The sequence below is a fragment of the Nocardia sp. NPDC050412 genome (assembly GCF_044458825.1).
Taxonomy (GTDB): Bacteria; Actinomycetota; Actinomycetes; order Mycobacteriales; family Mycobacteriaceae; genus Nocardia.
In genome coordinates, this window is the sequence record NZ_JBITIJ010000007.1 from 260,749 (window position 1) to 273,982 (window position 13,234).

At 63.2% G+C, this 13,234-nt stretch carries 11 protein-coding genes; 2 read left to right on the forward strand and 9 right to left on the reverse strand.

Annotated elements, in window-relative coordinates; translation table 11 throughout:
* Nucleotides 1–9 precede the first annotated feature (9 nt).
* Complete coding sequence (locus ACIBI6_RS21320; protein ID WP_396957455.1) at nucleotides 10–1,434, forward strand: type VII secretion-associated protein; 1,425 nt, start codon at nucleotides 10–12, stop codon at nucleotides 1,432–1,434.
* 70 nt (nucleotides 1,435–1,504) lie between these two features.
* Here ACIBI6_RS21320 and ACIBI6_RS21325 read toward each other — a convergent pair whose 3' ends face one another.
* From ACIBI6_RS21325 to ACIBI6_RS21365, 9 genes are all read right to left on the reverse strand, one after another.
* Complete coding sequence (locus tag ACIBI6_RS21325) at nucleotides 1,505–1,798, reverse strand: WXG100 family type VII secretion target (RefSeq protein WP_364346216.1); 294 nt, start codon at nucleotides 1,796–1,798, stop codon at nucleotides 1,505–1,507.
* 33 nt (nucleotides 1,799–1,831) lie between these two features.
* Nucleotides 1,832–2,167, reverse strand: coding sequence for a WXG100 family type VII secretion target (locus ACIBI6_RS21330; protein ID WP_396957456.1), 336 nt, complete (start codon nucleotides 2,165–2,167; stop codon nucleotides 1,832–1,834).
* Nucleotides 2,168–2,542: 375 nt separating this feature from the next.
* Nucleotides 2,543–4,135, reverse strand: a complete 1,593-nt coding sequence (locus ACIBI6_RS21335; RefSeq protein WP_396957457.1) for a serine/threonine-protein kinase — start codon at nucleotides 4,133–4,135, stop codon at nucleotides 2,543–2,545.
* A 98-nt stretch (nucleotides 4,136–4,233) separates the two neighbouring features.
* Nucleotides 4,234–5,445, reverse strand: coding sequence for a hypothetical protein (locus ACIBI6_RS21340; protein WP_396957458.1), 1,212 nt, complete (start codon nucleotides 5,443–5,445; stop codon nucleotides 4,234–4,236).
* A 7-nt stretch (nucleotides 5,446–5,452) separates the two neighbouring features.
* Nucleotides 5,453–6,646, reverse strand: coding sequence for a hypothetical protein (locus tag ACIBI6_RS21345; protein WP_396957459.1), 1,194 nt, complete (start codon nucleotides 6,644–6,646; stop codon nucleotides 5,453–5,455).
* A gap of 8 nt (nucleotides 6,647–6,654) precedes the next feature.
* Nucleotides 6,655–7,848, reverse strand: a complete 1,194-nt coding sequence (locus tag ACIBI6_RS21350) for a hypothetical protein (RefSeq protein WP_396957460.1) — start codon at nucleotides 7,846–7,848, stop codon at nucleotides 6,655–6,657.
* Between the two features lie 110 nt (nucleotides 7,849–7,958).
* Nucleotides 7,959–9,158 carry a hypothetical protein gene (locus ACIBI6_RS21355; RefSeq protein WP_396957461.1) on the reverse strand — a complete coding sequence of 400 codons (1,200 nt, stop codon included), beginning with the start codon at nucleotides 9,156–9,158 and terminating at the stop codon, nucleotides 7,959–7,961.
* Between the two features lie 8 nt (nucleotides 9,159–9,166).
* Nucleotides 9,167–10,405 (reverse strand): hypothetical protein, encoded by a 1,239-nt coding sequence (locus tag ACIBI6_RS21360; RefSeq protein ID WP_364346229.1) that lies wholly within the window; start codon nucleotides 10,403–10,405, stop codon nucleotides 9,167–9,169.
* Between the two features lie 77 nt (nucleotides 10,406–10,482).
* The gene (locus ACIBI6_RS21365; RefSeq protein WP_364346231.1) at nucleotides 10,483–11,688 is read right to left on the reverse strand and encodes a hypothetical protein; all 1,206 of its coding nucleotides are present in this window, start codon (nucleotides 11,686–11,688) and stop codon (nucleotides 10,483–10,485) included.
* A gap of 141 nt (nucleotides 11,689–11,829) precedes the next feature.
* Between ACIBI6_RS21365 and ACIBI6_RS21370 the strand changes: the two genes are divergently transcribed.
* Nucleotides 11,830–13,149, forward strand: coding sequence for an FHA domain-containing protein (locus ACIBI6_RS21370; RefSeq protein ID WP_396957462.1), 1,320 nt, complete (start codon nucleotides 11,830–11,832; stop codon nucleotides 13,147–13,149).
* Nucleotides 13,150–13,234: the final 85 nt, after the last annotated feature.

A 13,234-nucleotide genomic window follows, 5' to 3' on the forward strand; every position in this document is an offset into this window, starting at 1 on the left:
GATCTAGTGGTGACGGACACCCGCGTATGGGCGCGCGGTCCGGCCACCCATTGGGATACGCCGCCTTCGGCGGTGCTCGGTAGCGACGGGGATCTCGTTGTCGGAGAGCCGCTTACACCGCCGACACAGGTGAGCTCCGCGGTCCAGTATGTGGGCGGGGACCGCATAGCCCTGCTGCCGCGTGTTCCGGCCGTCGCCGAAGCGATGACGGCGGTGGTCGGAACAGTCCTGCGGAACCTCGGTGCGGCGATTCCGTGTGAACAGGTGACCGTGGTGTGCCCGACCGAATGGGGCAGGCGGCGACGTGCGGTCATCGACGATGCTGTTCGGCGCTTCGCCACCGATATCGTGTTCGAGGACATGGCAATACGCGCCGTTGTCACCGATGCGGGTACCGCGCGCAGCAGGCGCACCGTTGTGTTGGAGTTCGGCCCGCTCTCGACCACAGCGACCGCCGTCGTGCGCAGCCATCAGGGCACTCACATCGAATCGTGTGAGCATGAACCGAATCTCGCGGTTGCCGACATCGCGGCGGATGCGGCGGGGGACGAACAGCTGGCCACTCTTTTCGATCGTCTGCTCGGCGGGCAACCCGCCGATGTCGTTCAGGCGGTGGGTGTTTCGGATTCGGCGAAGCTTGATGTGATCAGGTCGGTGGCACAGCGGTTCTGCGGACCGGAGGTCGAAGTCCGTCCGGTCGCGGGCGCTGATCTGGTGCGTGGGTCGCGGCTGGAACCGGAGTACCAGCCCGAGATCGCGCCATTGCCGACCACGGAGTGGATGCAGCCGCTGCGGCAGCGGGCAGCGGCGATGCAGCCGCCTGGGCGCAATACGAAGGTGTACGTGGTGAGTGCCGTGGCTGCGGTTGCGGTGGTGGCCGCTGCGGCCGTCGGGGCAGTGTTCGCGTTCGGCGGCTCGGATGACCACCCAACCGCCGCACCGGCGAGCACAGCTGTCTCCGTGCGTCCCACGCCGCCGTCGACCAGCGCGCAGCCATCGACGACGGCCCGAGCATCGGAAACCGTTGGGCGCGTACGCTTCCAGATACCGGCTGGATGGCGATTCGCACAGGCGCCTGACCCGAACAAGTCTCGGGTCGATCTCGTCCCGTCGGACGGAACTCGGATGCGCATCACCGTGATCCAGACCCCGGTCGCAACGGGCGCCGGATACGAGCAGGTCGCGGCGAATCTCGAGGCCCAGATGAAGCAGCGGCCGAGTGGTACGGTCGGCGAGCTGAAGCGCGACATAGTATTCGGCGGTAAATCGGGCCTGGCCTACACCGAACAGCCCGGTGATGGCTCAACTGTGTACTGGCATGTATTGGTGGAGCAGGGACTTCAGATCAGCACCGGATGCCAGTACTTCGGTAGCTGGGACTCGATCGCGCAGACCTGTGCGCAGTTCGCGGCATCCATTCAGACGACGCCGTAATCGCTGTTCCGCCCAAATAATTCGTGCCCCCGGCAAACTGCCGGGGGCACGAATGGTTCCGAGTCGAATCTCAGAAGAGGCCAGCGAGCGCGGTGTCCGTGCCCTGAAGCTCGGAGTTGCCCTTGTCGACGAGCTGAGCGGCGCCGTGCAGGGTCGTGTTCAGCTGAACGACATGCTGGTTCCAGGTCGTCTGGTACTGGTCGAACGCTTCCTTCGCCGCACCACCCTGGGTGTCGAAGAAGGCCTTCACCTTCTTCTCGAAGGCCTCGAGCTCGTTGCGGATGGTCTCGGCGCGGTTGATGATCTGACGCGCGCCGTCTGCAACACCGTCGAAATTAGCGGAGATGGGCTTGCCACTGCTCATTGTTCAGGCTCCTATGCTGCGTGGTTTTGGAGTTTAGACCGCAGGCAGGTCGAGGCTGGAAACCTGCGCCTGCACCTTGGAGGCGAAGTCGCCGGTCTGATCGGAGAACGAGTTGCTCATCTTGAGCAGCTTCTCGGAGGTCTCCATCAGCTGGTCGTTCATCTTGTCGGCCTGGAAGTAGTAGCGCTCCATGAAGGCGTTGAACGCGTCGCGGGCCGCACCCTGCCAGTTGGCGCCGTTCGTCACGTTGTCTTCATCGGTCTTCAACTGCCGGATGGCCATCATCAGGCTGTTGTGCTGCTCCTGGAATTCCTTCGCCTTCGCATTGATACCCTCGGTATCCGCAGCGAAATTCCCTGGTGAAGTCATCGCTTCTGCTCCTGGTTCTGGTTGTGGTCAATCCAAGTGCGAGTTGACCTCGTTCATACGGTTGGACGCGTCCTCGGCCCGTTCGGTTCCATCCAGTTCGAAAGAATCTGATAGATCCACCGCGTCGCACGGGCGCTGTAGCGTTGTCGACCGGCTACATCACGGTCGGAGGGCCTCAGAGATCCCCCCGGATGTCTCGGACCGCAATGTCGTCGTCTCGGTCGCCACCAGCACACCGATCCCCTCCTTCCCCCTGTTCGCGGCCACTTGAACTGGCGAGTGGGCTGGCTGCGAACACCCTACCGAACAGCGCGCTCTCGCGTCTACAAGACAGATCCCAGTTCGATAAGAGCTGTGGATAACCCTGGCGTTGCGCTACTTGACGACCTTGGCGATCGTCGGAACCATCTTGTCCGCCAGTGTGTCCTGGGATTGTGCGGTCCACACCTGGAACGCCTGCACTGTCGACGGATCATCGACCACAACGATCTTCGCGTTGCTTGACAGAATGCTCCCCGGCAAGCCACGCAGTCCGCCGTTCCCGGCCTGGCTATCGGTCCGCAGCACGATCACGACCTCGGAATCGACATCTGCCGAATAACTCGCGGCCGAAAGTGCGCGTGGTGACTTCTCGTCGCCGACGGCCTTGTATTTGGTGCTGTAGGCAAAGCCGAGGTTCTGCAGGAACTTGGATTGGTCGCTGGGGTTGAGCACCACCGAGAGGGTCGAGTTGCCGAAATTGAACGCGGTGACAGTCTTTCCCGAGAATTGCGGATTGGCGTTCCGCGCTTCGGCCACCTTGTCGCCACCGCCGCCGGAGTCGGATTTACCGTTGGTGAGGAAAAAGGTTCCAGCCGCGACGGCGGCGATGACGACAACCGCGAGAGCCGCTGGTACCAGGATTCGGCGGATGGCCGACCGTGGGGAGTGATTTCGCTGCGTCGCGATCAAGCTTTGGTCCGTATTCTCCTGCGGCGCGAATCCGGTAGCAGGAGTTCGGGGTCGGGTGTGGTAGCCGGGGGCGTGGGGACCCCCGGTGACCGGCATGGTCGGGTTGGTCGAATATCCCGCGACAGGCATGCGGTTATCGGTCGAATATCCGGCCTCCGGAGCGCGGAATTGAGTGCCGTATAAGGCGGCCTCCGCGGCTTGGGTGAACTCCCGACACGTCGCGTAGCGCTGTGTCGGATCCTTGGCCATCACCTTCTCGATCACCGCATCCAAGGCGGGCGGCAGGCCCGGGCGAACCGCACTCAATTTCGGCGGCGGCTCGTGCAGATGGCCCATCATGACGACGGCCGGCATGGTCGACGGATACGGGTTCTGCCCGGTCAGCAGCTTGAAGAACGAGCAGCCCAGGCTGTAGATATCGGCGCGATTGTCCAGGCTGGTTCCGACCAATTGCTCGGGTGGGGCATAGGCGACGGTGGCCATGAAATTGCCGGTCGCGGTGAGGTCTTGGCCGTCCTCGGACGACTTCGCGACACCGAAGTCGGTGAGCAGTACTCGTTCCTCATCACCCGCTTCGGCGGCGGAGAGCAAGAAGTTCGCCGGTTTCACATCTCGGTGCAGCAGCCCGCGTCGGTGCGCGTAGTCGAGCCCTTTGCCCACCTCGGACACGATCCGCAGGGCTCGCTGCGGGGTCATCACGGAGGGCCCCTTCTTGGCCTCGTCCGAGGCATCGACACCGTCGACGTACTGCATGGCGATCCACAGCTGGCCGTTCTCCTCGCCGCGGTTGTACACCGCGACGATATTCGGATGATCGAGTCCGGCGGCCAGATTCGCTTCGCGCTCGAAGCGGGCGCGGAATTCGTCATCGGTGGACAGGTCGGCGCTGAGAACCTTCAATGCGTCACGACGGGGGAGGATCGGGTTCTGGGCCAGGTACACCGTGCCCATACCGCCGCTGCCGAGAACTTGAAGTACCCGGTAGCCACCTACGATTGCGCCGGGCCGCAACGCCATTCGGTCCTCCTCGATGATGTCGAACGCCCGGACACGCGAGCCTCCGTCAGAAATCTAGCAAGTCGTCGGTGGGTATTCGAGTCGCATCCGAACCGTCCTCAACGGCTCTGCAGCAGGACATACTGCGCGGAGACCTTCTGGTGCAGATCCTGCAGCTGCTTGCCGAACGCCTGCACGACGTACCGATCGACCTGGAACATACACAGATTCATCGAGCCGGTCGGATTCTTATCGGTTACTCCATCCGCGAAACATTGGACATGTTCGCCGAGTCCGGCCGGGGCGCCGACCATCTTCTGATCCGGTTTCAATGGCTGCCACTTCGTCCAGAGGTCGTCGGCGTCCTTCAGGGATTTGGTTCGGAAGACGACGGCATCACCGAACGACACCAGATCGACGCCGTGCTTCTCCAGTTCCGGCAGTGTTGCCTGACCGGCATTCATCAACGACACCGTCCCGCGGCCGCGGAAAACACCGTCGGGCTCTGCGCGAATGGGTCTTTCCGGATTGCTGGGTATGGTTCGGCCGAGCAAACCCTGTGGATCGAGCGGGATACGTGAGAGCTCGCCGGCCGGAGTCGGCTGGAACTTGTCGAGCAGCGGGAGTTGCACTCCGAGCATCTTCTCGACCTGCGATGTCAACGCGGGCAGATCGGGTGCCGAGGTATCGTCCACCACTTTGATGTAGACGACATATCGGTCGTGCACCGTCCACGAGCCGACCGAGGAGATATCCGGTCGCCAATGTGCGTACGTATTCGGCTGCGCGATCGGAACAGGCTGATTGTCGGCGTTGTAGGTGAAGTCGTCGTGTTCGAGGGCCGGTCCGACTGCCGACGCGGTTTGCGCATCCGGGAACATCAGCACCGCGACATTCAGCGTTCGCCGCTTGTCCTCCTGCGCGCCCCCGCTTCGCCATGCGTTGACCCAGCCCGCGACCAAGTCCTTCGCGACATCATCGAAGGTGTCGTTGATGACGAGGCTGCCGAGGGTCTTGCGGTTGAGGACAATATGTGTCGCGATGCCCCAGGCGTCCTCAACGTAAACGGGGTCGGCTTCGTACGGCAGCGCCACATAGTCGGCCAGTCGTTGTGCCTCCCGCGCCCGAGCTTGTTTGTCGCTCTTGGCATTACCCACTTGGCGCGGCTTGGTCTGATAGTTGCCGACATCGAGCTTCGATACATCGGGTTGCACGCGGACCGGCTCGCCGGTCACCTGGGCACCACACCCTGACAACGCGGTCGTCAACGCCGCGGCCGTGCACAGTGCCGCCACCCATCGAACGGCCGTCGGCTTCGTCGCGAGCTTCATGCCTCCCCTAACGCCCGTAAGCAAGTAACTTGTATTGCGCGGCGGCCTTTTGATATGCCTCCTGCACGTTGGTTCCCACGACTCGCGCGACGTATCTGTCGTATGCGAGATAGCACACGGGCGGATATGTAAGCGAAGGGCTCTTTTTATCCTTGACATCGAAACACTTGGCGTCGGGCATATTCGGGGGTGCGTCGACCGGACGGTATTTATCGGCCTTCTGATCGATCATGGCGGCGATGAGACGGACTGTGCTGCTCGAATCCCGGGTGCGATATACCTTCTCACCGGCGTACGCGACCAGATCGACGCCCGCGTCGTCGTAAGCCGCCTTGGCGAGTGCAGGGAAGTTCTCCGAATGCAGCGCGACGTGTCCGGGCATCAGCACCGTGCGGTCGATTCCGGATACGCTCTTCTGCCGCTCTTCGAGCGGTAGCGTCCGTCCGAGTAATCCGTCCACATCCATAGGGAGGGATGCGATTTGATCGACCGGAGTCGGCGAGTAGTCCTTCAGCGTCTCGATCTGTTCAGTGAAGGCCGCCTGGGTGAAAGCGATCAGCGGTGCGGTGTCGACAGGTTCACTAACCGGATCGTCGATATGCACGTATAGCAGCATGGCGTCGTGTACGAGGAACGAGTCCAGGGTCCGTTTGCTTGGCGACCATTTCGCACGAGCAGTCGGATGCCCAGGGATCGTCACGGTCTCGCCGGGCAGCACTTCGGTCTGACGGTCCGCGAGGCGACGAGCCGCGGTCTCGGCCTTGCCCTGGTCCGAGAACCGGAGCGTATCCATGATCACCGAACTGCCGAGCCAGAACGGGCTCCGGCGCTCACCCGTCGTCTCCCACCCGGCGACGAGTCCTTGTGCAAGATCAGGGAATTCCTTGTTATCGATCGATGAGATGGTTGCCGGGGATTTCAGGGTGGTCCGCCCATCGATCGTTGCCAGGCGTTGGAAAGCGAATTTTCCATCTATATCGAAAGGTAGTGGTACCGAGTTTCCGAGCCGTACCGACTCTAGATAGCCCCCCGAGTCGGCATTGCGCGTGGTTTCCATATCGCGCGGTGTTGTCGGATAGTTGCCGGAATCCAGTTTGGCAACGTCGATGGTCGGCGTGGTCGTGCCCTGGCTGTCACCGCAGGCAGTGGTCGCCGCGAGCGCCATGGCGATGATGGCGTACAGACTGTGTCGCAATCGCATGGTCGGACTCATTCACTCTTCGCCAGAATCGCGTACTGAGCGGCGGCACGTTGGTACAGCACCGGGTCTACCGCCCCTGCGAATCCTCTTGCGACGACGACGGCTACGTATCGCCCGTAGACCACAGCGCAGAACTGGTCGAAATTCCTGTTAGCAGTGGCGGTATCGAGCTTGACGCACCGGACGTCGGGGAGACCCGGTGGCGGTGCAAGTACTTCGTCGTTCTTACCAGTCTTGGCCAGCGCGGACTGTAGGTGGAAGGCGCCGGGGAGGTCATGAGCACGGTAGATGATCGCGCCGCGGCGGCCGACCAGATCGACCCCGCTCTCCTCGAATGCCTTGCGAATATCGATCGGGTTGCGCTCGAAGTGCAGTTCACCCGAGGGGTCGAAGTAGCCGAAGTCCGCCTTGCCGATGAACGGGTCGCTGTAGTCCGGGGCCTCTGGCAGGGCTCGCCGCATGATGCTGTCCGGATCAGTGGGCAGGTCGAGGAGATCGTCCAGCGGTATGGGCTTCTGCTGGTCCAATCGGGTGAACTGGAGGTCGATCGTCTTTTCGATATTGTCCGCGATTGCCGCCTGGTTCGGTTGGGGCAGTGCGTGATTCACCACGACCACATAGGGGCCGTGCGCGGTGAACGAGATGATCGTTCGGTCGTCCGCGGACGATGCCCGAGCATCCGTATGCCCCGGGATGGGCACCGGATGCCGGCCAGGATCACTGTTCGCGACCTGATCGAACTGGTCGGCAGCGGCACGACCTGCCGCGTCGGTAGGAAAGCGCAGAACCGAGATGATCAACTTCTTGTGGTTGCGGAGATTGTCGTTGCCGCCCACGACATAAACCCCGGCAAGCAGGTTGTTGTCCGTTGCGACGGGTCGGTACTTCTCTGGAAAGTATTTCTCGCCGATCATCGACTCGGCGTCGGACATGAACTTCTGATTCGACGTGTCGCTGATTTCGCTGTCGATCTCATAGGGATGCACCAGGTAGTTGAGCATCCGGCGCGCTTCGATCAGCCGCATGTCGGGAATGCTGCTGATGCGGGGGTCATAGGTGGTCGGCTCCAGGGCGTACGCCCCCGTCTTCAACGTCGCCACGTCCACCGGTGCCAACCCCGGCCCCGGATGCCCCGTCACGCTCGCCGCGCAACCCGCGCTCACCACGGCGAGCAACGCGACGAATCCGCCTCTGAACCTCATACTTCCCCCGTTCCATCTCCCCGTTCGCATACTTCCCGCGGGATCCTACTCGACGCAAGCCACCAGCACCGGGGGCCAGTTTGCCGGTGTCAGCCTGTCCGGATCGGCAGCTACTTGCCGAAGGCCAGCAGTTTGTACTGCGCCGCAAGTTTTTGGTCGAGGTCTTGGCGCTGGTTGGCGGTGATGGCGGCTACGTAGCGGTCATACGGTAGGTAGCAGATGAATTCGACGAGGTTGCGGGATTTGGTCGCGTCGTTGTCGAGCTTCTTCGAGCATTTCGCGGCCGGGAGACCGGGTGGGCTGTCGGTGGTTTGGAAGAGCCCGGTGAGTTGGTCGAGCAGGCTTGCGGTGAGTCGGGCGGCGGCGGCGGAGTCGGCGGTGCGGTAGATCGAGGAGTCGCTATGCGCGATCAGGTCGACCTCGGCGTCGTCGAAAGCGCGCTTGGTGATGTCGGGGCGTTCCTCGAGGTGCAGGGCCGCGTGCGGGGTGTAGGCCCCGGTGATGTCGGCATAACCCGCGGAAGGCTGGTTCGGCAGGGTTCGGGCGACCAGGCCGTCGATGTCGGCGGGTTCCTGCGCGACCTTGTCGGATGGGGTCGGGGTGTAGCCCTTCAGCAGTTCGAATTGTTTGTCGAACAGCTGCTTGGTGAAGTCGATCAGCGGGGCCGGATCCGGTGGGGTCGCGAGGCTGTTGCCGAGGTAGGTGTAGAGCAAGTAGTCGTCGCGCGCGATCCAGGTTTCGACGGCATCATATTGGGTCAGTGCGGATTTGGCATTCGGGTAGCCGGGAATCGCCAACGGCCCCTTTCGAGGGTATTTTTCGTTCTTCTCATCGGAGAACACGTCCATGGCGGTCTTTGCCTGCGCGTTGTTCGAGAATCGCAGCAGAGTGAGGTCGATGTTCAGCCCGAGCGAGCGGTCTTTCCTGCGGTGCCCAGAGGTGGTCCAGCCCGCGACGAGACCGGGGGCTGCCTCGGCGAAGTTCTCGACGGATCCGCCGAGCGAGCCGTTTCGCGGCGGATTCTGTGGGGTGAACGGATGCAAGTAGAACGGGCGCTGGTTGTAGATCAGGCGACCGTCCAGATCCATTATCAGCGGCACGAACTCGGCGAGTCGGATGGACTCCTGCACCGCACCGGTTTCGGCGGTGCGCTGTTTGTCGATGTCGCGCGGTGTCGTCGGATAGTTTCCGGCCTCGAGCTTCGACACATCCACCGCGGGGGCGGGGTCGTCGGACCCGCCGCAGGCGGTCATCGCGAGTATGGCCGCTATCGCGAGACAGAGCAAGCCGTTTCGGTATCGAAGGTTCATCGGTGCGCTCACTGGGTCTTGGCCAGGATCGAATATTGTGCGGCGGTCGCCTGGTACAGCGCGGGGTCGAATTTCCCGAGACCTTGTCCCTGGGAACCGAGCACCGCGACATAGCGGTCGTGCACGAGGATGCACAGAAATTTGTTGTTGAAGATCGGTTCCGTCTCGTCCATCTTCAGGCAGCGTGCGTCGGCGAGACCCGGTGGGCTGCTCAAGGCTTCGTCGTCCTTGCCCAACTGCGCCAATGCGTTCTGGAGCCGGAACGATGCCGCGAGGTCGCGAGTGCGAAAGAGGGTCGACTGGTTCTGTGCGACGAGATCGGTACCGGCTTCCTGCAGTGTCCGTTTCAGATCGAGACCGTTGCGCTCGAAGTGCAACTGACCGAGTCCGTCATAGATGCCGATGTATTTGTCCCGTGAGTAGTCCCGCGTCTCTTTCCCGGCTGGCAGCGTGCGCCGCATGATCCCGTCGGGGTTGAGCGGCAGGTCGAGGATGTCATCCACTGGTGTCGGGACCAAGCTGTCCAGCTTGGGAAGCTGCAGATCGAGCATCTTCTTGAATTGCGTTGCAAGGGCTTTCGGGTCGGGCCCCGGCATGGTGATCATGCTCAGCAGAACGAACGGACCACGCGCGACGAAGACATAGCCCTTCTTATCGTTATCCGATGAGGCTCGGATATCCGGATAGCCGTCGATCGCGACCGGGTGCCGCCCCGGCTTGAACTCATCGGTTGCCCGGTCGAGTTCCGCCGCTGCGGAGCGTGCCGCAGCGTCCGACGGGAAGCGAAGTAACGCGATGGCCAGGTTCTTGATGCTGCGCAGACTGTCGTTGGACCGCTGGGTGTACACCCCGGCGATGAAGTTGTTGCGCTCGACGACCGGTAGGTATTGCCCGGGCAGCACGCCGAGCAAACCGTCGTCGAAATTCGTCGAGGTCGCCTCCACAAGACGGGTATCGACGAGGTGGCTGATATCGCTGTCGACGTCGTAGGGCAGCACCAAATAGCCCAGCATGCGCCGGGATTCGATGCGGAAGACATCGTCCTTGTCGAGGCCGTCCAACGAGTAATCCTGTGGCGCGGACGGATAGGGCCCGATGTTGAGGCTGTTCGGATCCACCGCGGTCATGCCGGGGCCGGCGTGACCGGGAACGTCGGCGGCACATCCCGCGACAACGCCGACGACGAGAACCGCCACCGTGGTGGCGACCGCTGCTGTTCGAAGTTTCGATTTCGCGTCGAATCTCACGTCCCACCCGATCGTTCGCGTATCTCCGCGCGGATCCTACTTCACCGTCCGGGTTCCCCACGGAGGTCGGAGCGCTGTCAGAAGCTGTTGGCCAAAAGTGCGTACTGCGCGGTCACCTTCTGTCGCACATCCGGTTCCTTATCGCTGGTGACCACACCGACATACCGCTTGTACGGGACGTAGCAGCGGTACTTGTACTGCCGTTCCGGATCGCCTTTGCTGTTGAGCTGCAAGCACTTCGCGCCCGGAACATCCTTGGGTGCGTCGATCGGGTCGAAGGTGTCGCGCACCTCTTCGATCAGTCCGTCGATGAATTTCTGCCCGGCCGGATAGTCCCGGACACGGGTGACCGAACCGTTGTCGACGACGGCGAACCGGTCGACCCCGGCCTCGTCCACCAGCTTCTGGGTCTTGCTCTCGTCCTCGGCCGACTGTACGAAGTAACTCGGCCCGTAGACCGCGAAGTTATCGGCATTCGGGGTGTGCCCACGACGATCCGCGACCACCACGCGCGCCAGCATGCCCTCCGGATCGACCTTCAGGCTGCTGAATTTGTCCTGCGGGGTTGCCTGGAACTTGTCCAACGCGCGGGTCTGGGTATCGAGCGTTTTCTCGACCCAGCTCAGCAAGTCCGAACTGTCCGCGCGGGGCCGCCCGACGAACAGCGAGATGACGAACTCCTTGTGCGCCATGAAGGTTCCGACGTTGGGAACGCCTGGGCGCCAATGGATATAGGCGTCCGGATATTTGGTCGACGTCAGTTTGCGGTTCTCGGGGGAGATATTGATATCGGCGTCTTCGAGTTCGCGCGCTGCGATCTTCGCGGTGGCCTCGTCCGGGAACCGGAATACGACATTGGTGATCGCGGTGGTGTCGGCCGACGGCCGGGTCTGACCGGGCGGATCGGGCTTATCCGAACCGCTGGTGGCGTATCCGGTGAGGTAGTTGCGGTTCACCAGTACCGGTTTCGATGCGGACGCCACGTGTTCGACTGCATCGTCGATGCTGCTGAGCACCTTGCCTTCGCGTCCGTAGGTGAGCGACGGGTCGATCTTCGAACTGGCGACCACGGCCTCCGACATCCGCATGCCCTCGAGCAGCGCCCCGTTCGAGCCGGCGTCTTGGTCGTATTTGTGTCGATCGACCGGATAGGTGCCGACCTCGAGCTTGCGCACGTCTTGCTCGGCCGCCAACGGCGCACCCTGCACCCCGCTGCAGCCGGTCAACACCCCGGTCACCGCGATACAAGCCACGGCGAGCGCGATGCGCGAAGTCCTAACCATGACGGCCCCTCGTTCCTCCCGATGTGCATTTGAAGTTACCGGACGGACGCCGTGGACGGGGACCCCTTAGGGCTTGGTTTGCAATACCCTTGTCGATGTGGCGACGACCCCGCGATGCGCACCTCTGGAAGGCCGATACCGTTGAAGGATCGGCAGGTTGAGGTCGTTGTCGGAGGTCACGCCGTCGCCCGGGTCGCGGGTGCGGTAGTGGTCGTCGCACATCGTGGGCATGGGCGCCCGACTCCGGACGCACCTGCCGTCATCGCGCTGGAATCGCTGGCCGAACTCGTGCGCGACGCCGCCGAACAGCATCCGCAGGGACCGGGGGCACTGGTCGCGCGCGCCGCGACACGCTGGCTGATGACGCATGCCGAGCGGATCAGTCCCGGTGCGCCGATCGATTTCGGCATCCTGTCCGCCGCCGAGACCGGCGGGATGGCGATCTTCCTGCACGGTGCGGTCACCGCGGTACTCGCCGGTGACGGAACGCTCGAGCGCTATCGGGGTAGCGACGCCGCCTTCACAGTGGACCGGGTCGCATCGTTGCCCGCGCGAGCGGTCGCGCTCTTCGTCGACGACCCCAAGGGCCGCATTCCGGAACTGCCCGCCGAGCGGGGGATCGGCTGGTTGGTCGAGGGGATCGCACAGGCAGGCGGCGCGATCGTCTGGTCCGATGCGGTGCGTGCTCGATCCGAACCGTTGCGGTCCGAGAGGCCACCGACCGAGAGGCCACCGACCGAGAGGCCACCGACCGCGCGCATCGACTCGGGACCGACCCAGCGTCCCGTGCCCGAACCCCAGCCCGAGCCCGAGCCCGAGCCGACCGAAACCCGCGCCTCGACCGCGATGCTCGATTCGGTCCAGGAGCAGCAACCGGTCGACCCGCATCACGCGCCGACCCAAATGGGTGGCACCAATCCGGCCCCGCGCCCGGATCCGGATCTACAGCGCAGGCTGGAGGCCACCGCGAAGGCCACCGCCCTCACCGTCAAGGTGATGGGATTCAAGTGCGCGCGTGCGCATCCCAGCGATCCGCGCTCGGCGTTCTGCACGGTCTGCGGGATGCCGGTTGATCAGACGCAGCAGCTGATCGAGGTGGTCCGCCCGCCGCTGGGCATGCTGGTCCTCGACGACGGCATGACCTACATGCTGGCCGCGGACGCGGTCCTCGGCCGCGATCCGGAACATTCCGAACAGGCCGGCCGCGGCATGGTGCCGTTGAAGGTCGAGGATTCCTCGGGCGGCATGTCTCGCGCGCACGCGGAGGTGCTGCTGCTGAATTGGGATGTGTCCCTGGTGGATCGGGGTTCAACCAATGGCACCCGCACCCGCCTACCCGGTTACCGCGACTGGATCCGCTTACCACCCAACCAGCCGATGGGCCTGATACCCGGCACCGAAATCATGATCGGCAACCGGGTGCTGCGATTCGAACCCGCCGCTCCGCCACCATTCGGCTGACATGCTCGGCCGTCCTGGGGAATCTGCCCGACCCAACAACTGATTTCGTGCGGATTGAGTAACTCGCAGCCAGAACGCCGACCCG